A 23,431-nucleotide genomic window follows, 5' to 3' on the forward strand; every position below is an offset into this window, starting at 1 on the left:
AATCACCATATCTAATTGTTCAGCGGTGAGCTCTTCTGAGAGGGGGAACTTGCCATTGTAGATGATGACAGTAACAAGGTGACAATAATCGCGGCTTTCATGTATTAATCCTTTAATGTAATGTCCATATTGATCGCTAATGCTATAGCGCCAACTACACCGTATAGCCTAATAACATAAGCGTTATTACTAGCTGATTTTAATGGGCTTGCTACAATCGTAGGCATTCACCAAGCCGTTATTAATGGCTATCGCAATTTGTAAACGGTATCTGCCATTCGGTTAATCTTGCTGGAGACGACATGCTGACACGTTCAGATGATTTAGAAATATTACTTACTGTTGTCGATAGTGGCGGTTTTTCAGCTGCGGCAGAGCACTTGGATATTCAAGTGGCACGAGTATCACGTTCTGTTAGTCGAATAGAGCAACAACTTGGCGTGACGATATTAAACCGCACCACTCGACGAGTTGATTTAACCGATGAAGGTCGTCAGTTTGTTGAGTCTATTCGCAATGGGCTGCAATGCCTTAATCAAGCTGAGCATGACTTGATTTGCCGTGGCGATCTACCCAAAGGACGGTTGCGAGTTAACGCAGCTAGTCCATTTGTATTTCACCAATTAATCCCATTAATTCATGAATTCAAAGAGGCATATCCAGATATTGAATTAGAAATCACCTCTAACGAGGGTTATGTCGACTTATTAGAAAAGCACACGGATGTCGCTATTCGTATTGGTGAACTTGCTGATTCTACTTTGCATGCCCGCTTATTGGGTCACAGTATGTTGTATTTCGTGGCGACACCTGAATACTTGCAAAAGCGTGATATTCCAAAGCAGGTTTGTGAGTTAAATTATCATAATTTAATCGGTTTTAGTGAGCCTAAAGTGCTGAATCAATGGCCGCTAAAGGGCGGGTACACAGCTGTGCCTGCGATGACATGTAGTAGTGGAGAAACCATTCGACAATTGGTGTTAGCCGGCCATGGCATTGGCTGTTTATCTGGGTTTATGGTGAACAAAGATATTGAGGAAGGGCGGTTAGTGACCTTGCTTGAGTCTGAAAAACTGGTCAATGCTGGCTGTCGTCAGGTCAATGCTGTGTATTATAAATCATCTTCTGTGGCGAAGCGCATTTCTGCTTTCATTGACTTTATCCAACCTAAATTAACGTTATAAGCCAAGCCATTCACACTTTTTAAAGGCATTTACATGAAATCGATAATGGATTATTTGCGGCTCATCTTGTTTGTTAGTGGCGTACTGCTTGGGGTGCAAGTGCCTGCTTTTGTCGATCAATACGGTCAACGTTTACAAGCGCATACTCAAGAAGCCAAATTAAGTCTGGATCAATTTCAGCGAGATGCTGATCGGTTTTTTGCGGGTGATATCCAACGGCTTATTCAGCATTACCAACAAAACCCTGATCAAGTTGTCAATGCCGGCGGAGACAGTATTGAAGCCATTTATCAGCGGTATCAATTACTCAATGGCGCCTTAAATCAATTTAACCAAACCGCTTACAGCGGTTTTGAACAAGTGGCTTTCGAGCCATTAGAGGATATTCGCCAAGAGGTTTGGCAAAATTTTAGCCATACCATTATGTTGGACACCAGAGCGATTGCTATAGGCTTAGTCATTGGCTTTATATTATCCCTAGCTTGTGAATTGTGTCTTGTGGGCTGCGGTAAAGGATGCCGACATGCGTATCGGGCGATGAAACCTAAAGCTAAGATGAATACCGAGTAATAAAGAGCCACGAGAAGTTAAGTGAAGCATAGCGAGTATACCAGAATAGCAGCGAGTGCTTTAGTGGCTACTTTCACGTTTATTGGATAAATTAACCATACAATTCTTCGGTGTTTGTTTGAAGGATTTCGTTTTATGCTAGTCATTATGTTAATCATCATTTCACTTGATTAAGGATATCCCATGATAGAACAAGGACACACATTACCTGCAGGCATCTTATCTGAGTTAACACCAGACGGAATGCTCAATCACAATGTGAGTGATTTTTTTGCTGATAAGAAAGTGGTGTTGTTTGCAGTACCTGGTGCATTTACGCCAACTTGCTCAGAATCCCATTTACCGGGTTTTGTGATTTATGCCGATCAGCTTAAAGCCAAAGGAGTTGATGTCATTGCCTGTGTTTCAGTGAATGATGCCTTTGTAATGAAAGCATGGGGGAGGCGCAAAATGCCTCTGAACTGACTATGCTCGCCGATGGCGATGCAAGCTTTACCAAAGCATTAGGGCTAGATATGGATACTGCTGGGTTTGGCGGTATTCGTTCGCAACGTTATGCCATGGTTGTTGATAATGGTGTTGTGACGACCTTGAATGTTGAAGCGCCGAAATCTTTTGAAGTCAGTACTGCAGAAGCGATATTAGCGGTTTTGTAAATATTACGAGAGAGATTAGCTTTTAAAGGCGACTGATATAGTCGCCTTTTTTATTCAAATTTAATCCACCTTATCCAAGAGTTGTGTCGTAAACGTATAACTGTATTAATTTATTTTTAGGGCCATCACTGATTCTTGATCTTGGTGCAATCGAGTCAACTCTTTCAGCTACCAGTATGATATTTACGAGCTAGATAAATTCAAATTAATCTGAAATACATTGATCTAAATCAAATACATGTTTAGTATTCCTTTAAAACATGCATTTTGAATACATATTAGAGGTTGTTTATGTTAGATCAGCATACCAAAGACGTTGTTAAGAGCACGATTCCGTTATTAGAAGCAGCAGGCCCAGCGCTAACCACACACTTTTATCAACGTATGTTTGAACATAATCCTGAGTTAAAAGATGTATTTAACTTGGCTCATCAACACACTGGCGGTCAGCCAGTTGCATTATTTAATGCCGTGGCAGCCTATGCCAAAAACATAGATAACTTAGAAGCACTTGGCGCTGCCGTTGAGCGTATAGCCCATAAACACACAGGTTTTTTAATTAAGCCTGAGCAATATGCCATTGTTGGTGGTCACCTACTTGCGACCCTTAAAGAACTCGGCGGTGATGCAGTAACCGAAGAAGTATTGACGGCATGGGGCAATGCATATGGTTTTTTAGCGGATATTTTTATCAATCGAGAAGCGCAGCTTTATCAGCAAACCGCTGCCAAAACGGGTGGTTGGGAAGGTAAGCGCCGTTTTGTTGTAAAGGCTAAAACAGTAGAGTCTTCAGTGATTACTTCATTTTTGTTAACGCCTGAGGACGGTGGATCGGTTGTCGATTTTACGCCTGGACAGTACTTAAGCGTGTCGCTTGAGCATGAACAGCTTGAGTTTACTGAAATTCGTCAATACTCATTATCGGATGCGCCAAACGGGAGTAGCTACCGCATAAGCGTGAAGCGTGAAGCGGAAGGTAAAGCTTCAAATTTACTGCATGATCATTATCATGTTGGTGATGTGATTGAGCTTATAGCCCCAGCTGGTGATTTTGTACTTTCTGCACAAGCTGATACGCCAGTGGTATTACTGTCTGCTGGAGTGGGGGTGACACCAATGAAGAGTATGCTTAATCAGTTATTGTCTCAATCTCACCAAGCAGATATTACGTGGGTTCATGCCTGTGAAGACGGTGCGCAGCATGGCTTTAAAGATGCGATAAAAGCTAAGCGCAATGCCAATACTCACCTTGAAAGTTATGTGTGGTATCGTCAACCATTAGCGACAGATTTACCCGCTGAAGACTTTGATTTTGAGGGGACTATTGCACTGAAAAATATCGCTGAGCGTATTGTGCCAAATGCACAGTATTATTTCTGTGGCCCTATTGGGTTTATGAAGGCGATTAAGCAGCAGTTACTCGCGCTTAATGTGCCAGAGTCGCAAATTCATTACGAAGTGTTTGGCCCACATTCAGACTTATAAACAGAGTAATAACCAATCTGAAAAAGCGACTCACTATTTACGCTATAGCAGTCGCTTTTTTGGTATCAAACTTTGGGCAGTCAACAAGCTCAATAGCATTAACTATTATCTATTGGCAACCATACTTGTGCTTTTAAGCCGCCTTCTGGACGATTACTCAATTCAATTTTTCCGTGGTGGCGGTCAATAATCCGTTTTACTATCGCTAAACCTAGGCCAGAGCCCACTGAGCCACGGGCGCTGTCGCCTTGGGTGAATGGTTGAAATAGTTCATCGATTTTAGCTTCGTTAATGCCAGGGCCATTGTCTTCGACAATAAAGCTGACGTATTTGGGCTTATGTTTAGAGCTGATTTTTATCCAGCCGCCACCATAGCGAAAGCCATTTTCGACTAAATTACTCAGTACTCGTTTAATAGCGATACTTTGAAAAGGCACTAATGGACAATCTTGTAAATCTAACTCGATTTCACCATCACGATTAACCTCTTGCTGGCTAATTTCTTGGATTAAGCGATTAATCTGATTCGGCTCGCGCACGCTTTCTTGATCATGACGAACATAAGCAATAAATTGCTTAATGATGTCATCCATATCCTCGATATCATTAATAATACCTTCTTGAAGATACTTGTCCTCATCGACCATCATCTCTGAGGCAAGACGAATGCGTGTCAGCGGGGTGCGTAAATCGTGCGAGATCCCTGCCATCAACAAGGCTCTGTCTTGCTCCAATTGCTTCATGCTATGAGACATTTGGTTAAAAGCGTGGGTCACTTCAACGATTTCAGATGAGCCACTTAATGGTAAAGGTTTTGGAAACTCACCTTTGGAAACTGTCACCGCTGCTTGTTGTAGGCGTTTTAACGGTCGATTTAACCGTCGAGCGAATATCCAGCCTCCTGCGACACTTAATGCACCAATCACTAATAAGTATAGAGTCAGTGGAGAGAGATCATTTTCATTGAGGCCAGTAAGCGGCACTTTTATCCACAAGGTGGGTGCTTGTGGTGGTCGGATCCAAACTTGTAATTGCGTTCCTTGGGAAAAGCGAACTTCAGCCTCGCCACCTAAGTATTGCGACATTTGCTCAGACAAGAAGCCATAATACGTTGCACTATCAAGCCCTGCTTTGATGGCATCTTGTTGATTGTAGATTTTCATTTCATCGTGGCGTACTTTTGCATTGAGGGCATCGACCATGGTGAGGTGTTCACGGCTAATCGTGACGCCATCGATGAACAACAAATTAATCTGACGGGCAATCAGTTGGTTAATTTGTTCGTAGCTAGGTTTGATGAAATATACAGTGACAGATAAGTATGACACTAGCTGATTGATAAGCAGCAAACTACCAATCAAGAGAACGGTTTGACTGAAAGAGTTGCGTGGCAGAAAACGCTGCCACCACTTCAGTTTAATTGCCGTTGGCGGGCTAATGGATTTACTCTGGCTAATGGGGAGTTACCCTCTTGCGGTGCCATCAGGCACAAACACATAACCCAAGCCCCACACAGTTTGAATATAGCGTGGATTAGCCGCGTCGACTTCAATTAAGCGACGTAATCTTGAGACTTGAACGTCAATGGAGCGCTCGAGTGCTGAGTAATCACGGCCTCGAGCAAGGTTCATCAGTTTGTCACGAGATAATGGCTCTCTTGGATGTGATACCAATACTTTAAGCACAGCAAACTCACCCGAAGTCAGTGCAATACTCTTATCGTCGTGGAACATTTCACGAGTGGCAAGGTTCAATGAAAAATCACCAAAGCTGATGACTTCTTCTTGCTGAGCTGGTGCACCAGGTACTTCCGTGGTTTGACGGCGCATAACGGCTTTAATACGGGCAAGTAATTCACGAGGATTAAATGGTTTTGGCAGGTAATCATCTGCGCCTAACTCTAAACCAATAATGCGGTCTACTTCATCGCCTTTGGCTGTCAGCATCACAATAGGGATAGGGTTTTCTTGCTGACGTAAGCGTCGGCAGATAGAGAGTCCATCTTCACCCGGAAGCATTAAATCAAGCACTAAAAGGTGAAAGTTTTCACGTTCTAATAAACGATCCATTTGTTCAGCATTGGCAGCGCTTCGCACTTGATACCCTTGCTCAAGTAAATAGCGTTCCAATAATGATCTGAGTCGCATGTCATCATCGACAACGAGAATTTTAGATGTTTCCTGGCCCATGAAATATCCTTTAGTCTAAATTTCGGCGCTAAATACCATTAATCAGTTCAATATAGCGAGTTTATTAGAGTGCAAACAAGAGGTGTTACAGTCGATTATGGCAGAACAAGGATAATATGACTAATAATGACAATTAAGTCTATGAAATTATTTATAAATAATGAAGTGGATTTGATTTTTGGAAATTGTAACTAAATCAGTTTTTGCGCATTAATCGTGAAAAAGTATCTATGATGCCATCTTCGTTGTGATCCAGTAGAAAGATTAATTGGTCATCATGTAATTTGACATTATAGGCCGCTGAGGCGATTTCTCCATAACGACTAAAACCTGTTTGTTGATTGTCGTCATATTGAGTTTGAAAATACACTTCCCCAGAGTCTGATTGGTGTTGATATTGGCCCCACTCCATCCCTGTCAGTTCGTCATCATGTTCAAAGTTGATTTGCAGTTGCACATAAAGGCCATTTTCTAGCATTAGGACTGCATAAAGATCGTCATAGTCTTGGTTGTACCAATAGCCTTCAATTTCTCTTGGTTCTAATTGTTGGTACTCAATCACGTTATCAATTGAGTTATCACCTAAGGTGTCCATGTTTAATTGTAAGCGAGAGGCATCACTGTTGAGGTACACATGGCTTTGATTTCGTTGGGTGAGTAAGGTGATAAAGCCTTTGGTTGGATTATTGCTAAATGTCGGATTAAAGCTGATAGAAAGCGGCAATTCAGAAAACGCTTTCGTGTTAGACAAATTAAAGTAACCCCATTCGGCAAAACTGTTATCTGGTGCCTGCAGGTCTAGACCAATCTGTAAGTAACTGAGGTCATCGTTGATTTGTAAAATTTCAATGTGATCGGTTTGTTGACTAAGCCAGTTACCCACAATATGAGACGGTGGCGAGGCGTTGGCCACCCCACAACAAACGAGCAATATGCAGACGATGCTCTTGTTAAATCGCACTAACCATTGCCCATACATAAAAGCTCCATTTTTATGCCACTCAAAAAACAATAGAGATAAAAAACAGGATCTCAAGTTTAGTAAATGAGCGCTATTGCGCAAACTTATGCCAGTTAAATCGACTCAAAGTCTTATTAATCTTGGTGGATGCGCCTAAATGGGGCTTTGTTCTATTCCTTTATGGTTATCAACTCTACCTATAAAGCTGTATAAGATATTTTATTGATATACCAATCTTGTGGGCCTGTTGGTGTTGGAACGACAGCATCGTCGTCGACTTCTTTTTTCAGTAAGGCGCGTGCCATGGGGGAGTCAATTGAGATATAGCCTTTGGCATCGCCGTAGATTTCGTCGGGGCCGACAATTCTAAAAGTGAGTAGCTTGCCGTCATCGTTTTCAATTTCCACCCAGGCTCCGAAGAATACTTTTCCTTCTTGTTCGGGGGCATATTCGACGACTTTTAACGTTTCGATACGTTTACGTAAAAAACGAACTCGGCCATCTATTTGACGAAGCAGGCGTTTATTTTCTTTGTAATCTGCATTTTCACTGCGATCGCCAAGGCTGGCTGCCCAGGTAACTTTTTTGGTGATCTCTGGGCGGTATTCTCGCCACAGGTAATTCAGTTCTTTTTTGAGTTTGGTCATCCCTTCAGGGGTGATGAGGTTGGTTTTCACTTGGGTGTGTACTCAATCTGATGGTGAGTTATTGCTTATGAGTGAAATTACCTAAAAGGAATGCCGTTGTCGACACTTAAGTCGATACGAGTCTGTTGTTAGCTGCCCATATTGCGGCTTTGACTACGACGTTGTTGACGCAGCTGTGCTAACTGATCCATTGCAGAGATGACTTTTTGACTTTGATGACATATCACAGCGAGTCTAGTATCAGTGCCTTGAGTTTGCTGGTTGTTTTGCAAAGCATCGTTGTCGGTGTGTGATTTGGCGGCTAACTCGTCAGCTTGTTTGAGACACTGCTTGGCGTAGTGCTCAGTAATTTGAATGATTAAGGCTTCTGCTTGAGTCAGGTTGTTACTGTTGATTTCTTTGACAAATAACAGCAAAAAACAGTCGAATAATGCGCTAAACACTGCTGGGGTATCGAACTTAGCTTGTTCGCAAGAGATACGACGAGATGGGTCGATTAATGCGGCGACTAGATTAGCTGTGGTTGTGGCATTCGTTGCGCCTGCAAAAAGGCTGTTAACGTAGGTATCTTGCTGCCAGAATGCGACCAGTTGATGCGACCACTCGGCCTTATCCCACTGTGCGCCCATTGCGTGAATGACTGACATAACAACTCCTACGAAAACAACATGATATGAGTATAAAACGGCGTTTATCTGAATAGCTTTCTTGGCATTGGTATAACCTTAAATGCGTCAGTAAGCTCAGCTAAATAGTCATTAGCCAATAGCGCAATGGCCAGATAAAAACCGGTTTCTGCATTGGTTTTCGCTAATGCTAAACAGCGACCCGCCCAAGGTAGCATGTGTTGCTGTAACAACACCTGAATAAACTGGGTTAATTGCTGCTCATCGACATCAGATTCAGGATTGGTTTTAGCCTCAACGAGTTGGGCAAAACTTGAATCTAATACGCTAAAGAACAAGCCAATATGATCAACGGGTTGTGGCATCTCAAGTTCGAAACTCACGCCGTACTGCTTGTAAAAATCAATTAATGCGATAGTTGATGCATCAAAATGTACTTGATCTTCACCTAAGTAAGCAGAGCCTTGTGGTATCGCTTTAGGTTCACCTGGACCGAAAAATAGCTGACCATAGTCAACTTTTAAGTCCATTAGGTGCTCAGATTCATCCCATTGATTGAGGTACGCTGTTAGAGCGTCACGTCCTTGTTGATTGTCACTGCGATTGGCAAATTCAGGCCAAGTAGCAGCAACGTCATTGTCTTTGAAGTTTGCAATAAGCTCTGCTTCAGGATAATGACAAAAAAGGTTATGCAGAATACGGGCTACGGCTTGGTATTCACATAACTGTTCAACTGACTGTTCAATACTCATGTTACTTTTCCTCAAAAAGGGCAGTGGTTAATGACCACTGCCAGATCTGATTAGACTTCTTTCGGGTTCAAGATATTACCCGCACCGCCACCTGCTGGTTGACCATTGCGATTCGCTTTGATGATCAAGTTCGGGGTAGTGATTGATGGGTTTGGTAATGGTGCAATATGACCGTCACCTGAACCATACTTAGCTTGAATGTTTTCTGTTGTATCAAAGTCTAGTGCACGTAATGGGCAAGACTCAACACACACTGGCTTACGGCCTTCAGCTAAACGGTCATAACAACCGTCACACTTGGTCATCACTTTACGTTCTTGATCAAGTTGCGGCGCATCGTATGGACAAGCACGAGAACAGCTTTCACATGCAATACATAGCTCTTCTGCTACAAGCACTAAACCGTCTTCACGACGTTTGTGCATCGCACCAGTAGGACAAGCTTTAACACAAACAGGCTCGCTACAGTGGTTACAACCTACAGACATGTAGTAAGCAAATACGTCTTGCTCAAAAGTACCTGTTGCAGGGTCAACATTCCATGTACCGCCACCGTATTCGTAAACACGACGCCAGTTAACGCCGTTTAGGCTTGGCACGCCATTTTCAACTGGCTTAGTGGCATTACGGATTTGCTCACCTTGTCTGTCTTTACAAGAGATATGGCAGGCTTTACACCCTGTACATTTAGTCGAATCGACATAAAAACTATATTGGATAGCATCGCTCATTGTAGCGCTCCCTTATAAAACTTTACGAATTTGAACACGGTTAGTGTGTTGTGGATTACCTTTAGCCACTGGGCTAGGCATGTATTTGGTTAGCGAGTTAATTGCGCCACCAATATCAACCACTTTACCTGTTGAGCCAGTACGGCCGTTTGGATCTGGTAAGAACCAAGCACCTTGACCAAGAGCTACAACACCCGGTACAACACGAGGAGTAACACGTACTACAACTTCAATTGAACCACGATCGTTATACATTTCTACTTTGTCGCCAGAAGCAACGCCGTATTGTTGTGCATCAATAGCGTTCATCCATACTGCATCTTCAACTGCTTCACGTAACCAAGGTACGTTATGGTAGCTAGAGTGAGTACGACCTTTAGTGTGATAGCCCGCTAATTGCAGTGGGTAATCTTCTTTAGTGTCTTCATCTTCATAACCGTCCCACGTTACTGTGTACTGAGGGATAGCAGTGATGGTGTCGCCTTTAACTTTGTTTTGTTCCCAGTTAGCCGCGCGCCATGCAAGTTCTGCAGAATGAATTTCGATTTTGCCTGATGGCGTACCTAGTGCTTCACCGCCATTAACAAAACCTTGTAGTGCAACGTTGCGGTTTTCCATGTTCTTACGGAAGAAACCAATTTCTTGTGCTTCTTTGTAAGTTGACGGGAACGCAGGGCTCACACCTAAGTTTTTGCTGTTTTCACGGGTTTGTTGGTATAGCTCTTCTAGCCATTCGTCTTCAGTTTTACCTTCAGTAAACTCAGCACCAACACCCATTTTTTCAGCGATTAATGCTGCAACTTGGTACATAGACTTACAGTCCCAAATTGGGTCTACTGCAGCTTTCATTGCTGTGATGTAACCCATTGCACCTGAAGCGTAAGAATCATCAACTAAGTCGTTAGATTCTAACCAAGAGGTATCAGGAATGATGATGTCGGCAAATTTAGCGCCTGGTGTCATCCAACAATCACAAGAAACAATCAGTTCAACCCCGCTTTCATCTTTTAAGATTTCTGCAGTGCCGTTGATGTCAGCATGCTGGTTTAATAGCGAGCTGTCTGATGCTGAAATGATCACTTTGATGTTAGTACCAAGTGGCGTATCTAAATCATCAGTACCCGTAATACCGTGGGTACGTGCCGTCATGGTTTCGCCATTGTGAATCGCTTCTGACCAAGTGAAGAAAGAGATTTTTTCTTTCACTGGGTTAGTGCCTGTTGGGATAGAACCACGGAACATGTTAGTCATGTTTGGTAGCTCACCGTTTGATGAACCTTCACGACCTAATTTACCGGCTAATACACCTAGCATGTAGATAGCACGAACGGTTTGCTCACCGTTAGCTTGGCGGTTAACACCAGCGCCAGCAATGATGTATGGCTTTTCAGATGCCATTAAGTCATCAGCGACTTTCTTAATGTTAGCTTCAGAAATACCAGTGATTTTTGCTGCCCACTCAGGAGTGCGTGCTTCACGGTCAGCGAACTTGCCTTGGCCCATGATGTAATCGTGGTAGTTCTCTTCTGAATCCATCGCAGCAGCGTATTCGATTTTCTTCGCATCGCCACTGTTTAAGAAGATTTGCTTTTGCGCTTCAATTGACGCTGCGTCATAACCGACACTGTTCTTGTTGATGAAGTCGATAGAGTTTGCATCAACCCAGCCTGAGCTGATCATCAAGTAAGCAATTGCTTCTGCTAATGCAGCATCCGTACCTGGACGGATTGGTAACCAAGATGATTCTTTACCCGTCATTGAGTCAGTGTAACGAGGGTCAATCATGGTGACTTTAAGGCCATTTGCACGTTGCAATGCCTGTAAGTAGTCATAACCTTCGCCAGAGCCTGATTGACGAATTTCACTTGGGTTGTAAGCAAAACCCAGTAAAAAGTCACTGCTTTCTAAAGTGACAGTTGCAGAACCTGATGTACTGCCAGTACCAAAGGTATGCTTAGCAGCTTCAGTTTGTTGTGCCCAAGAATAGTTACCGAAGTATTGTAAACAACCACCAACTAGGTTGAATAAACGGTTAAAACAGCCATTTGATGCAAAGCCGTAGTAAGCGCCAGAGCCGTAGCTTCTGAAAATTGCTTTGTTACCGTGCTCAGCGATCACTGAGTTTAATTTGCTACCAATCGTTTCAGCTGCTTCATCCCAAGTGATTGGAACGAATTTACCTTCGCCACGTTCACCAACACGTTTCATCGGTGATTTTAAGCGATCTAATGCGTAAGTACGTTGACGTAGTGAGCGGCCACGGGCACAAGCACGAACTTGGTGCATACCGTAAACATCTTCTACTTCATGGTCCGTCTCAACGCGGGTAATCATCCCGTCGCGGCTATATACTTTAACTGGGCAGTTTGAGCCACAGTTAACGAGACATGCAGACCAAGTTAGTGCTTCATCAACAGGTGGTTGCGGCGGTAGTGGCTCAGCATCTTTTGAGCTTGAATTACAGCCCGTTACTGTTGCAGCACAACCCAATGCAGCACTCATTTTTAAGAAACTTCTGCGTTCCATTATTATTTCCTCTTACTAAAATAAATTCAGCACGTTTGTTAAACGACTACAGCACATAGCTGAAATTCAGCATGATTTGATGGGCGTTATAATTGTGATTAAGCTCGCCCAGGGTAACCATGCCTGGCACTTGGTCAGGGGTCATTTGAGCGTCATCGGTGTCGTAATAGCGTTCGTAGCTGTAGGTCAGCTTTAATGCCATGTCATCACTCAAGGCATAGTTAGCGTAAAGGCTAGCGCTATGGTTATATGAGTAGTAATCCCCATATGGGCTGGTGCCATCTGCGGTGACATAAGTGTCACTGCTTGAGTTACTGAATAAGTAATCAGCACCCAGTGTCAGCTTGTCTTCCATTAGGCCGCCATAACTTACGCCAGCACCTAGGTTGATAAATTTATCTTCAATATCAGCGTACCAATCTGGACTGCTGTAGCTTTGGCTGCCTGCTTGAGCAGAGTTAATCCATTGCTGACCTGCAAAACCGTAAGCAGAGAACTGCTTCGTTAGTTGCATATTAAGATTGATGTCGTAGCTGTAATCTTCTGATTCTGTTAAACCAATAACAGTGTCATCGTAATCGTCTTTGGCATAACGACCTGTCAAGTCGATGCTTAACCAGTCAAGGGAGTGTGGCTAACTCGCAGCTCAACTTCGTTGCGCTCTCTGTCTGCTAAATAGTATTTACGCATCAGTGAGTTTTCTTCGCTCGACGTTAGCTCTGTTGCTTGATACTCAGAGCCGCCACGATTACTGTGACCTGCTTTTAGATCGATAGTGAAATTGTCGATGGCACGAATAGACAGTTTTGCCCATAAGCTACCTTCATTGGTTTGTTCACGTTCGCTGTAAGTGCGTTCGATGTCTTTGCGATCATAGCCAGCTTGTAAGCGGTAGCCGCTAGCAATGCGGTAGCTGGCGTTCACTTTAAAGGTTGAGCGCTCAATATCCGTGGCGACGTTTTCTTTGAATGTGCCACTGACACTATCGAAGTTGTATTGTTGGAATTCAAAGACTGAACTGTTGTTTTCACGATTGCTGTAGTCGTAACTACCACCAAGGCGTAAACGGTTGTTGAGCATAGAAGTGATGCGGAAGTTTGCATCTGTGGTATCGACTTCGCCGTCCCAGTTTTGAATTGGGTTGCCTGCCACTTGAATCAAATCGTCATCTTGGATCATACGACCGACAATGAAACGACCTGACATGACAGTGCGGTCTAGCTGGTACTGACCCGATAACGATACTTGGTGTGCTTGATTATCTGGGGTTGCAGCATACACATCGTATTCAGTTGGTAAGCTTAGGTTGTCAGTATTGTTTTTATACTGACTGCCAAAATAACTTAATTCAGTTAACCAGTTATCGCCGGTGAGTGCTGCGCCAGCGGTGAATGAGTCAGTGGTTGAATCAACACGTTGACCAAAGTTAATTGGACCTGGGCTCACTAAACTACTGCTTTTATAACCGGTTTTATCTTCAGAGTCGAAACGCACATAGGCTTGATAAAAGTCTTGGTTGAAATCGGCGCCGATACCCACTTTTTCACGTTGCTGAGATAACTCAAATACGTACGGTACATCAGGCGTCATCATGCCATCGTCGTAGTATAAGTTACTTTGGGCATCACCGGACTGGTAAGTGGTTAATAATGAATAATCAGCATCGACATTAAATAAGCCTTTTTGGCCTACACTAATGCTAGCGCTGCTGTTTTCAAATCCCAGTTGATGAGCTTGAGCACGTGCTTGGTAGCCGTTTTCATCTTGGTATTCAATATCGCCGCTCAGTGCAGTAACAAAACCATCTTGGTCTGTGCCTAGTGCATTAGCAGCATGGACATCATCACTGTCGATGTAGCCTGCAGAAATATCGACACTACCGCTATAACCCATTGAGTTGGTGCAGCGCTTACACTCATACTTCTCTTGATTAAGGTTTTCAGTATTGGCATTACCGACGGCAAAGTTTGCCGCCATTGCTGGCGCTGATGCAACTAATAAAGAAGCAGTAATTAAATTCAGTTTAAAGTTCATGTTATGGCTCCTAATTAGCGCTGCAGCAAGCTGCCGGCTGGGTGGTTAGAACCATGGATTTGGCTATGACAGTTCAAACAGCTTTTTCCACCGCCAAAGGCATCCATTCCAGGTTGAAGAACAACGCGACTTGCGTGACCGTCATCAGCGTGACATTGCTGACATAGTTGTGGTGCACGATTGTTTAGCATGCCTTCGTTAACGCTGCCATGTGGGTTATGACACGTGACACAGTTTTCAGTCACAGGTGCATGTTCCCATAGCATTGGGCCACGCTTTTCAGCATGACAGCTGTAACAAGTGTCATTGACTGTTGGCTTGTTTAGGGCGCTTTCAGACATAGAACCATGTGGAGAGTGACAATCAATACAGGTCATTTGATCCCATTTCATTGGATGAGATGAGCGCTTGTTCATGTCAGCTTTTTCACGAGTGTGGCAGCTAGTACAGGTGTCATTAACGGTTAACTTGTCTAAGGCTGGGTCTTTAGCAGCATGTACCACGTGACAATCGGCGCAAGCAATCTCTTCAAGATTGTGAGTGCTGCTATGCCATGCCATTTGCTGTGGGTCGTTATGACAACCTTGGCAAACGGTATTTTGAGTTGGTGCATCTAATTTGCTGTCTTTACCAAATTGGATCATGGGCTCTTTGCCGCCACGATTGTGGTTGCCTTGAGGGCCATGACAGGCTTCACATTGCAGTCCAGCCATTGGTGAGTCTTTACTGGTTAAGTCGCCATGTGCGCCTTTAAAGATGTCGGTAACACCTTCGGTACGTTGGTGACACATTAAGCAGCTGTCTGCTCCTTTAGGGGAATACTTACCTTCAGCGAACTTCTCAACGAGTTTTTGAGAAACCTCTTCACCTGTCATGTCATCCCATGGCGCAGCAGCGACACCAAATGAGCACAAGTAAAGGGTTACACTGATAGATGCGATTAAGTTTCGACACCAATTCATAATGTCACCTGACCTTATTAAATCTTAAATAAAAATGGAGTAATCAATTGGAGGTATTTTAAAGAAGAGGGGATTTCAGATCTAAGAATAGTGATTATCAAAAAACGACATTTGTGATCTAAATCTACATCATAGGTAGCAAAAAAACTAAAATATATTTTCCAATAGTTCCTTTATTTAAAAAGTTCCCCAAATGATAAAATATAAATGCAGACCTGCAATTCACACAAAACTTGTTTGTGAATACTGTAATAGTATTGATTTTCATTTGCCGGTGGAATTTGCCCATTTTAAATATTTTAATGACACAGAATGGGTTGGCATAAATATAATAACCAAATTATTAAATTATATTGAGAATAATATTGAAGACCCTTATTTCTTTCTGAATTTAGCGAAGTATTTTGTTAAAAGGGTAACTGAGTTTACTAAAATAGACTTATCTGATGATGTCGATATCGCTCAGAAATTGATTGATTTCACAATGTTTTATAGCCAAGTATCTGATCTAAATTGGGTTACTATTGATGCGGGGGATTACATTGGCCTAGTGGCTAAGCGTAATCCTATTGAACGTGCTTCTAAGTATGATGACCTATTTGTTTATCTCTCAGTGATGCAAATATTGAATTTCCACAAAGAAGTAAATGGTAATATAATCATTGAGTTACCGTTTGAGTGTGGTTTTTACGGTTACAATGTTGCCATTTTAGAAAATGTTAAATTCAACTGTCAGAACCTGTCAATTTTTGCCAAAAAAACGCCAGGTAAGCAGTATGATATTAGGCCATTATGCATTGAAACGATTACTAGCTTGGACAGGATTCATGCGGCAGCTAAGAGTATGATTCCAGCTGAGTTATCTGTTGATACATTAGCTATTGCGTTAGGAATGTCGACACGAAGCTTGCAGCGAGAAGTGAAATCTATGGGTCTTTGTGTCAAAGATATCATTAAAGAAGTGAAAGCAAATAGATTAAAATTAGTATTAAAGAAGAACCAAGATAATATAAAAGTTACTGCATATGAGTGTGGTTTTAAAAGCTTGGCAATATTTAGTCGTCACTTTTCTAATAATGTTGGATGTTGCCCTTCTGAATATGTCAGTCGAATTAACGATAAATAAGTTTATTTTTTGTAAATAAATAAATGTATCAAATGTTACATTTGATAATGGTTATCATTTACGGCCCTTTGTTAGTATATTTTTTATTTTAAATAATACCAAATAAATAAAGGTAAATAAGATACCTCTTTGTGGGTATAAATTGGTTTTTATTTATTGACTCCCTCGTTTTAAATTTTCATTAACTAAAATAACTCATTGTTTTTTATAACCCTGATAAAAGTAAGTCTACTAGCGGTAAATTAAAAATTGATACGAACCTGTATTTTGATTGTTCTGTTTTAAGAATTTAGTCCATTGTGTCGCTTTGCTAATGCCTAAAAAACCGAGCTAAGTTACCGTTAAACTGAGCTGTCATCCTATTTAGGTTGAAAATACCCTGTAAAAATTCACTTTCTCAATAAACGTTTTAAGCAGGTTATGCTATCTTTGGGCGATATTTGTTATTCAACGCCGAATAAGACCTTTTATGCTAAGTATTGCTCAGATTATCGCTCAGGAATTGAATGTCCGTGAGCAACAAGTTTCAGATACCATTGCGTTACTTGATGATGGCTCCACCGTCCCGTTTGTTGCTCGATACCGTAAAGAAGCGACAGGGGGATTAGATGATGCTCAGTTAAGAACACTCGATAGTCGTTTAGGCTACTTACGTGAACTGGCAGAAAGAAGACAAGTGATTCTTTCTAGCATTGAAACCCAAGGTAAGCTTACGCCTGCTTTGCAACAAGCGATCAATACTGCTGATAGTAAAACACGTCTTGAAGATCTCTACCTACCTTACAAACCTAAGCGCCGTACTAAAGGCCAGATTGCTATCGAAGCAGGTTTGCTACCGCTAGCTGATTTTTTATTGACGAATCGCCAAGCGGATTTAGAAAGCAAAGCCGCTGAGTTTGTGAATGCAGAGGCTGGCTTTGGGGATACCAAAGCCGTATTAGATGGTGCTCGATTTATATTAATGGAGCGCTTTGCTGAAGATGCAGACTTACTGCAAAAAATTCGTAAACACCTAAGTCAACAAGCTGTGCTTGAAAGTCGCATGGTTAAAGGTAAAGAAAAAGAAGGTGCCAAATTCCGTGACTATTTTGAGCATACTGAAGCCATAACTAAGGTGCCATCACATCGCGCATTAGCGATGCTGAGAGGGCGCAATGAGGGTGTGCTGAGTCTGTCGATGAATGCAGACCCTAAAGCAGAAGTGGCACAAAGCAGTTATTGCGTGGTTATCATTGCTGATCATTTCAATTTAAAGTTATCTGATTCGAGTGTCGATCAATGGCTTAAAACAGTGGTGACAGCCACTTGGCGAATTAAAATTGCTTTGCAAATGGAAACCGAGTTCATTAGCCAAATGCGTGAACGTGCTGAAGCGGAAGCGATTAATGTATTTGCGCGTAACTTGGGTGATTTATTGATGGCTGCACCTGCTGGAGCTAAAGCCACAATGGGTCTCGACCCTGGACTTCGTACTGGTGTTAAAGTTGCGATTGTTGATAACACAGGTAAATTTGTCGCACACACGACGATATTCCCTCATGCTCCACAAAATGTCTGGGATAAGTCTATCCGTACGCTGGCTAACTTAATAAAAATGCATAAAGTGGACATCATTGCTATTGGTAATGGTACAGCGTCACGTGAGACCGATAAACTTGCTGCTGAAGTGATTAGCTTTATGAAAGAAACACACCCGAGTTTAACCAAAGTGATGGTTAGCGAAGCGGGCGCTTCAGTCTATTCTGCTTCCGAATTAGCATCGGAAGAGTTTCCTAATCTTGATGTCTCGATTCGTGGCGCAGTTTCAATTGCTCGTCGTTTGCAAGATCCGCTAGCAGAGTTAGTTAAGATTGAGCCTAAATCTATTGGTGTAGGTCAATATCAGCACGATGTGAGCCAAAGCCAGCTATCAAGTTCACTTGAGGCCGTCGTAGAAGACTGTGTAAATGGTGTTGGTGTCGACTTGAACATGGCGTCTGCGCCATTACTGGCTCAAGTGGCAGGTTTGAATAAAACCTTGGCTAAAAATGTGGTCAGTTACCGCGATGAGAACGGTCAGTTTGAGTCGCGTAAACAGTTGCTAAAAGTGGCTCGTTTAGGCCCTAAAGCTTATGAACAAGCAGCAGGTTTCTTACGCATTCGTCATGCAAAAAATCCATTAGATGGCTCAGCAGTTCACCCTGAGGCCTATAAGTTAGTGGAAACCATTGCTACAGCTAAACAGCAGACGGTTGAACAGCTAATGGGTAACAGTGAATTATTAGCGCAGCTTAATGCCGCTGAATTTGTCACTGAGGAATTTGGTTTACCGACCATTACCGACATTTTAGCCGAGCTTGATAAACCTGGACGGGACCCTCGTGGTGAGTTCAAGACAGCGAGCTTTAAAGAAGGGGTTGAAGAGTTAAAAGATCTTAAACTCGAAATGATCCTCGAAGGGGTTGTGACCAATGTGACCAACTTCGGTGCTTTCGTGGATGTGGGGGTACATCAAGATGGTTTAGTGCATATCTCTTCATTGACAGACAAGTTTGTCAGCGATCCACACACGATTGTGAAAGCGGGTGATGTGGTTAAAGTTAAGGTCATGGAAGTGGATGTTGAACGTCGCCGTATTGCGTTAAGTATGCGATTAGACGAGCCATTACAAGCAGCGAATAAATCTAAACCTCAGTCTAACGCTAAGACGGGTTCAGGTCATAAGCCAAGTGGCGCTAAACATGCTGCAAACAAGCATAATGGCGGTCAGCGTAAACAAACTAAAGCGCCTGCCAATGCGGCAATGGGTAATGCATTTGCTGATGCCTTTGCTAAGCTAAAAAAGTAAATTAGCTGATGTATTAACGATTTAAAATCAATGATTAAGCCCTTAGCTTTAGGTTAAGGGCTTTTTTTATGGAAGGTAACCTGAGCAGGCTTCATCAAAATGAGTGTATGGCGATAACAAGTAGTTAGCTTGTTGCATTTCAGCTAGAAGCTTGGGATCCATTAACGGGTTTTCGATACTGAATATGCGTCGTTCACTGAGCTTTGATGAGATCAACTCTTGGCAGTACTGGCGGTAAAATGTGTTATCGAATTGGCCGTTTGCCATAATACGTTTAATGCCGACCTCGATCCGCTTAGCCAGTTGTGGCTCATCGGGTGAAACATAAAAGAAGGTCGCTAACGGAATATGTAGCAGCACATTTTCATCTAGCACTAAATCTGCAAATTTAACTTTAAATGAACTTAACTCGGCTGGCGCTTCATTAACTCCACGGCCAAAACTTTCAAAGCGGCCTTTGTCTAGCATATGAAATAAACCGTCGTAACTTGAACCGACAACCACGTCAAACCCGGCTTTTTCAAATGCCAGTCTTGTTGACCAATGTATGCCGCTGCCAGTTGGGATTTGTTTGAGTTGTTCAATGGTTTTGATCTTGGAAAATTGGGCTTGAGTTTGTTTTTTGATAATGAAAACTCTAAAACCCTGGATACCTTTACGAATAGGCACTCTTATCGGAATCAGCTTTTCATTCCAAGCGGGTTTTATGGCTTCTGCAATGACGTTAATGAGCTCGCCATCGACCATTTCTGTCAAAATCCGATCACGGGTCATAAAGATTGGAGAGTGGGTGATTTCCCATTCGCCAAAATCATCTTCGGTGTTTTCAAGTATCAGCTGCATTAACTCATAGCTGTAATGGTAACGCATATCATTGGCAGAGGCTGGCTGATTGAGAATGATAATATCTTTGGCAACGGCAAAGGGAGCTATTGTGAAATAGCTAAATAGGTAAGTAACAACAATGACTAGTATGTACTTAAATAATGACAAAAGAGTGCCTTGACTGAGTCCTTCAGAATATTAGCTTATTCAATATAATTAAATAGTTACCAATACTCAATATTTACAAGATACAAAAGCAAAATTTGCTTGATAACGATCAATATTTCATGGCGTTACCAAGTCATGTTGTTGCGTTTAAGCTAAGGTAGGTAAAGCAGGATTTAGACTAACGCGAATAGTTGGCTTTGCTCAGCAGGCGTTGTTTGCTGCTGATAAAACTGACCGACTCGTTCACCTAGTTGCTCATAAAATGCTTGCTCTTGTTCTTGGTTAGCATCATGAAGTAACAAGCTTTGAATCGCTCGGCTATTATTATTGTCGCTGATTTTATCTGTTTCAACATTCGGGTTATTTGGGTTTTTTTGCTGAATATCACGACGTTGAATCGTTGGGTTACTATTGGCTGCCACTCGTAATAGTTGTGGAAAAATACCTTTAGGTCCCAAGGTTTGTTGCTGCGTTTGCTGTTGCTCGGCAGATTGTTTTTGCTGCTGTTTTTGATCGAGTAATTCGTGGCGAGTTAACCGTTCATTTTGCTGATTATACGCCCGCTCTTGGTAGGCTTTAGACAACTCTTGTGGTGGCAGAATAGGCTTGGCTTGCTGATTATCCGCGCGCGCAAGATCCGTCGCAACGTTACTTGTTGCTATCGGTACTTGGGGATAATTAGTGACAACCAGCATAAAACTCACTTAGATATTGAATAATAACGTACAAATTATAGTCAATATTAAAGTGGTTTTATAGCGCTAGTCTGTATGTTTATTGATCCAAGTACATAATTCGTTCAAAAAATCATCTGTATGTGAAATGAACGGCGCATGGGATGCTTTATTGTGAATAACGTCTTTTATACTTGTTGCTTGCGGTAAAATAGAGATGATCTTTTTTGGAACTAAACTGTCACATTTGCCCCAAATTCGTAACCATGGCTGCTGAATTAGATGTAACTGCGAACGCAAATCTACGGTACGAAGCATCCCTAAACCTTGATCAAGTACTGGCTGACTAGGTAAGGGCTTTGCTAATACCAGTTTCTTTATCATGCCAATGTCATCTTTGGCTGAATCACTTCCCATTGCTTGAATCGCTAAAAAGCGCTCCACGGTTTTAGCTAAGTTTATGCTGAGTTGCTCCGAAAATTGTGCCAACACCTTAGGGGCAATACCTGGCCAGCTTTGCTCATCGTTATTTGGTTGCTGCGCCATAAAGCAAGGTGATGACGCAACCGTGATTAAGGCTTTAACTGAGTGAGGGTGATTAATTGCAACCTGAGTGGCTACCAGCCCACCCAGTGACCAACCTAACCAAATTGCCTGCTGCGGTAATTGGTGAGCAAGTTGTTCAGCCCATGCGTTGAGATCGCCTTCGTTGGCTTCACTATCGCCAAAGCCCGGCAGGTCGACAAAATGCACTCTATACTGTTCCAAAGCCGTTGCTAAAGGATGAAATACGGCTGAGTTAACTCCCCAGCCATGAAGCAGTATTAGATCTTGGCCTTCACCAATAGTGTGAACGTGTAGCTTAGAAAAAGTGGGCTGCAAAGGTTACCTCAAATCATCACGATACAGACAAGTAAGTGCCATACAGGATAAGGATATTATATGGATTGGCAACTCCCACAAGCCTATAGTCATCGTTTAACGTCGTTTGCCCATTGGCTTCGACGTCATTTACCAAATCGATGTCTATTATGCCGCCAAGACATACGTCAGTTTGATTCAGGGAAACCTCAAACGGGCATTTGTCACCACTGTTTAGTTGCTGGGCTATATCAGCACGAAGTGTGTTTAGGTTGTGGTAAGCGTATGGAGCAACTTCAAGCCTATTGTGGTCACTGTTTGCGACACAAACCTATGATGGTCATTGCACCTTGTAGTTATCATCAAAGTCTTGGCGAGTTAGTTTCAGGAATAAAATACCAACAGCAATGTGCGCCTCTTACTGCGTTAGTGAATGTGCTGGCGGTTCGGGTTATGGATCTGGTTGCCAGAGGAGTGATTACATTGCCGCAAGTGATCGTGCCTGTGCCATTGCACAAGAACCGTTTACAGCAACGTGGCTTTAATCAGGCGTGGCTAATTGCAGATGAATTAAGCCGTCAATTGGGGATCCCCATGGACGACAGTTTGTTAGTGCGAAGCATCGATACCCAAGCTCAGGCTGGGCTAGATGGGCAAGCTAGGCGACGCAATTGCGCCGATGCTTTTAATACAACGAAAGCCATACCTTATCAGCGTGTGGCATTAATTGATGATGTGGTAACGACAGGGACGACAGTCAATGAAATTGACAAGCTATTTGCGGCAGATTATGTTCATGTTCAAGCATGGTGTTTAGCACGAGCTGAAGCGCCAGGCCTGCTGTAATGTAGATAGCTTAAGTTGCTGATTTAAGTTGATAATAAGAAATGTATGTCGCTTCAATGGCGGAGTTGTCAAATACTGATAATAAAAGTATCTTACAGCCTTATTCACTATAAGCCTTTTATACGAAACATATCGTCGAAACATGGAAGTTACTGATAAAAATGGAAATTAAACAGAAAAAATTATCAAATCAGCACACATTTACATTCAATGAACATAGCCTAAATTTTGCTTTTAAAAATAAATCGGGCGCAGAAGATGTGGATGTCGAATATGGGACTTTTCCTGATAAATCATCTTTACTCATTGAGCAAAATGATTGGCTAAGAAATGTAGGTATTCTTTGGTTTTTATTGGGAGCATTGAATATTGGCCGTGCGGTATTCAGTGATAATCCTGTTACAGGTACTGGTTTATGGCTTTTTCTAGGCGTTATTTGCTTAATTTGGTTTGCAGTGACTAAGGTCAGGTATTCGGTATTTAAAACTGAAACCAGCAATATATTTGTGATTCAAAATGGGCAGCATGATCACATCATTGATGAAATTTCAAAACGAAAAAAGCACAACTACTGCAGTGGTATGGTGATGTTAATGTTGATAATGACCCTGAAAGCGAAATAAATAAATTTAGATGGTTAGCAGAGCAAAATGTGATCACCAAAGAGCAAGCAGAAGAAAAAATAGCCCAAGTTGAGTTTGCGCATAAAGATCCTGACTTACAGCATAAACTGAATTAGCTTATATTTTGATATTAAAAAAGAGCGACTTGCGCTCTTTTT

At 42.3% G+C, this 23,431-nt stretch carries 19 protein-coding genes and 2 pseudogenes; 8 read left to right on the top strand and 13 right to left on the bottom strand.

Annotation, left to right across the window (positions count from 1 at the left end):
- Window positions 1-302: 302 nt before the first annotated feature.
- From ACGEDC_RS09220 to hmpA, 4 genes and pseudogenes are all read left to right on the top strand, one after another.
- Window positions 303-1,184 (top strand): LysR family transcriptional regulator, encoded by an 882-nt coding sequence (locus ACGEDC_RS09220; protein WP_055025958.1) that lies wholly within the window; start codon window positions 303-305, stop codon window positions 1,182-1,184.
- A 33-nt stretch (window positions 1,185-1,217) separates the two neighbouring features.
- Window positions 1,218-1,754 carry a DUF2937 family protein gene (locus ACGEDC_RS09225; RefSeq protein WP_055025959.1) on the top strand — a complete coding sequence of 179 codons (537 nt, stop codon included), beginning with the start codon at window positions 1,218-1,220 and terminating at the stop codon, window positions 1,752-1,754.
- 183 nt (window positions 1,755-1,937) lie between these two features.
- Window positions 1,938-2,410: pseudogene (locus ACGEDC_RS09230) on the top strand (peroxiredoxin).
- A 291-nt stretch (window positions 2,411-2,701) separates the two neighbouring features.
- Entirely contained in the window at window positions 2,702-3,895 is a 1,194-nt protein-coding gene (gene hmpA, locus ACGEDC_RS09235; protein ID WP_394497810.1) for an NO-inducible flavohemoprotein, read from the top strand.
- Between the two features lie 98 nt (window positions 3,896-3,993).
- On the opposite strand, the gene envZ is transcribed toward hmpA, so the two are convergent.
- From envZ to ACGEDC_RS09285, 10 genes and pseudogenes are all read right to left on the bottom strand, one after another.
- Window positions 3,994-5,316, bottom strand: a complete 1,323-nt coding sequence (gene envZ, locus ACGEDC_RS09240) for a two-component system sensor histidine kinase EnvZ (RefSeq protein ID WP_055025962.1) — start codon at window positions 5,314-5,316, stop codon at window positions 3,994-3,996.
- 42 nt (window positions 5,317-5,358) lie between these two features.
- On the bottom strand, window positions 5,359-6,084 hold the full coding sequence (ompR, locus tag ACGEDC_RS09245; protein ID WP_055025963.1) for a two-component system response regulator OmpR: 726 nt from the start codon (window positions 6,082-6,084) through the stop codon (window positions 5,359-5,361).
- 196 nt (window positions 6,085-6,280) lie between these two features.
- Complete coding sequence (locus tag ACGEDC_RS09250) at window positions 6,281-7,063, bottom strand: hypothetical protein (protein WP_394497813.1); 783 nt, start codon at window positions 7,061-7,063, stop codon at window positions 6,281-6,283.
- A gap of 179 nt (window positions 7,064-7,242) precedes the next feature.
- Window positions 7,243-7,722 carry a transcription elongation factor GreB gene (gene greB / locus ACGEDC_RS09255; RefSeq protein WP_055025965.1) on the bottom strand — a complete coding sequence of 160 codons (480 nt, stop codon included), beginning with the start codon at window positions 7,720-7,722 and terminating at the stop codon, window positions 7,243-7,245.
- Between the two features lie 98 nt (window positions 7,723-7,820).
- Entirely contained in the window at window positions 7,821-8,339 is a 519-nt protein-coding gene (locus tag ACGEDC_RS09260; RefSeq protein ID WP_394497816.1) for a hypothetical protein, read from the bottom strand.
- Window positions 8,340-8,383: 44 nt separating this feature from the next.
- On the bottom strand, window positions 8,384-9,070 hold the full coding sequence (locus tag ACGEDC_RS09265; RefSeq protein ID WP_394497818.1) for a TorD/DmsD family molecular chaperone: 687 nt from the start codon (window positions 9,068-9,070) through the stop codon (window positions 8,384-8,386).
- A 50-nt stretch (window positions 9,071-9,120) separates the two neighbouring features.
- A complete protein-coding gene (locus tag ACGEDC_RS09270) occupies window positions 9,121-9,801 on the bottom strand; it encodes a DMSO/selenate family reductase complex B subunit (protein ID WP_055025968.1) in 681 nt (226 codons plus the stop codon).
- Between the two features lie 12 nt (window positions 9,802-9,813).
- A complete protein-coding gene (locus ACGEDC_RS09275; protein ID WP_055025969.1) occupies window positions 9,814-12,327 on the bottom strand; it encodes a DMSO/selenate family reductase complex A subunit in 2,514 nt (837 codons plus the stop codon).
- 46 nt (window positions 12,328-12,373) lie between these two features.
- Window positions 12,374-14,361 (bottom strand): annotated as a pseudogene (locus tag ACGEDC_RS09280) (MtrB/PioB family decaheme-associated outer membrane protein).
- 14 nt (window positions 14,362-14,375) lie between these two features.
- Complete coding sequence (locus tag ACGEDC_RS09285) at window positions 14,376-15,323, bottom strand: DmsE family decaheme c-type cytochrome (protein WP_394497821.1); 948 nt, start codon at window positions 15,321-15,323, stop codon at window positions 14,376-14,378.
- A 193-nt stretch (window positions 15,324-15,516) separates the two neighbouring features.
- Here ACGEDC_RS09285 and ACGEDC_RS09290 point away from each other — a divergent pair, with 193 nt between their 5' ends.
- Both ACGEDC_RS09290 and ACGEDC_RS09295 read left to right on the top strand, forming a co-directional pair.
- Entirely contained in the window at window positions 15,517-16,449 is a 933-nt protein-coding gene (locus ACGEDC_RS09290) for a helix-turn-helix transcriptional regulator (RefSeq protein WP_080914582.1), read from the top strand.
- 469 nt (window positions 16,450-16,918) lie between these two features.
- Window positions 16,919-19,276: a Tex family protein gene (locus ACGEDC_RS09295; protein ID WP_394497823.1), complete on the top strand. Its 2,358-nt coding sequence runs from the start codon at window positions 16,919-16,921 to the stop codon at window positions 19,274-19,276.
- Between the two features lie 66 nt (window positions 19,277-19,342).
- On the opposite strand, the gene ACGEDC_RS09300 is transcribed toward ACGEDC_RS09295, so the two are convergent.
- The 3 genes from ACGEDC_RS09300 to bioH all read right to left on the bottom strand — a co-directional run bounded on the left by ACGEDC_RS09300 (window position 19,343) and on the right by bioH (window position 21,825).
- Window positions 19,343-20,269: a hypothetical protein gene (locus ACGEDC_RS09300; RefSeq protein WP_065110211.1), complete on the bottom strand. Its 927-nt coding sequence runs from the start codon at window positions 20,267-20,269 to the stop codon at window positions 19,343-19,345.
- A 173-nt stretch (window positions 20,270-20,442) separates the two neighbouring features.
- Window positions 20,443-20,964 (bottom strand): hypothetical protein, encoded by a 522-nt coding sequence (locus ACGEDC_RS09305; protein ID WP_394497826.1) that lies wholly within the window; start codon window positions 20,962-20,964, stop codon window positions 20,443-20,445.
- A gap of 66 nt (window positions 20,965-21,030) precedes the next feature.
- Window positions 21,031-21,825, bottom strand: coding sequence for a pimeloyl-ACP methyl ester esterase BioH (bioH, locus tag ACGEDC_RS09310; protein ID WP_394497828.1), 795 nt, complete (start codon window positions 21,823-21,825; stop codon window positions 21,031-21,033).
- A gap of 60 nt (window positions 21,826-21,885) precedes the next feature.
- Between bioH and ACGEDC_RS09315 the strand changes: the two genes are divergently transcribed.
- Window positions 21,886-22,650: a ComF family protein gene (locus tag ACGEDC_RS09315; protein ID WP_394497830.1), complete on the top strand. Its 765-nt coding sequence runs from the start codon at window positions 21,886-21,888 to the stop codon at window positions 22,648-22,650.
- Window positions 22,651-22,811: 161 nt separating this feature from the next.
- Window positions 22,812-23,273 (top strand): hypothetical protein, encoded by a 462-nt coding sequence (locus ACGEDC_RS09320; protein WP_394497832.1) that lies wholly within the window; start codon window positions 22,812-22,814, stop codon window positions 23,271-23,273.
- Window positions 23,274-23,431 lie beyond the last annotated feature (158 nt).

This window comes from Shewanella sp. ENK2 (genome assembly GCF_043568515.1).
Taxonomy (GTDB): domain Bacteria; phylum Pseudomonadota; class Gammaproteobacteria; order Enterobacterales; family Shewanellaceae; genus Shewanella; species Shewanella japonica.

Bases quoted from the DNA above. Each gene is read 5' to 3' on its own strand.
- ACGEDC_RS09220 (WP_055025958.1), top strand. From the start codon at position 303: ATGCTGACACGTTCAGATGATTTAGAAATATTACTTACTGTTGTCGAT.
- ACGEDC_RS09225 (WP_055025959.1), top strand. From the start codon at position 1,218: ATGAAATCGATAATGGATTATTTGCGGCTCATCTTGTTTGTTAGTGGC.
- hmpA (WP_394497810.1), top strand. From the start codon at position 2,702: ATGTTAGATCAGCATACCAAAGACGTTGTTAAGAGCACGATTCCGTTA.
- ompR (WP_055025963.1), bottom strand. From the start codon at position 6,084: ATGGGCCAGGAAACATCTAAAATTCTCGTTGTCGATGATGACATGCGA.
- ACGEDC_RS09250 (WP_394497813.1), bottom strand. From the start codon at position 7,063: ATGTATGGGCAATGGTTAGTGCGATTTAACAAGAGCATCGTCTGCATA.
- ACGEDC_RS09260 (WP_394497816.1), bottom strand. From the start codon at position 8,339: ATGTCAGTCATTCACGCAATGGGCGCACAGTGGGATAAGGCCGAGTGG.
- ACGEDC_RS09265 (WP_394497818.1), bottom strand. From the start codon at position 9,070: ATGAGTATTGAACAGTCAGTTGAACAGTTATGTGAATACCAAGCCGTA.
- ACGEDC_RS09270 (WP_055025968.1), bottom strand. From the start codon at position 9,801: ATGAGCGATGCTATCCAATATAGTTTTTATGTCGATTCGACTAAATGT.
- ACGEDC_RS09275 (WP_055025969.1), bottom strand. From the start codon at position 12,327: ATGGAACGCAGAAGTTTCTTAAAAATGAGTGCTGCATTGGGTTGTGCT.
- ACGEDC_RS09285 (WP_394497821.1), bottom strand. From the start codon at position 15,323: ATGAATTGGTGTCGAAACTTAATCGCATCTATCAGTGTAACCCTTTAC.
- ACGEDC_RS09290 (WP_080914582.1), top strand. From the start codon at position 15,517: ATGATAAAATATAAATGCAGACCTGCAATTCACACAAAACTTGTTTGT.
- ACGEDC_RS09295 (WP_394497823.1), top strand. From the start codon at position 16,919: ATGCTAAGTATTGCTCAGATTATCGCTCAGGAATTGAATGTCCGTGAG.
- ACGEDC_RS09305 (WP_394497826.1), bottom strand. From the start codon at position 20,964: ATGCTGGTTGTCACTAATTATCCCCAAGTACCGATAGCAACAAGTAAC.
- ACGEDC_RS09315 (WP_394497830.1), top strand. From the start codon at position 21,886: ATGGATTGGCAACTCCCACAAGCCTATAGTCATCGTTTAACGTCGTTT.
- ACGEDC_RS09320 (WP_394497832.1), top strand. From the start codon at position 22,812: ATGGAAATTAAACAGAAAAAATTATCAAATCAGCACACATTTACATTC.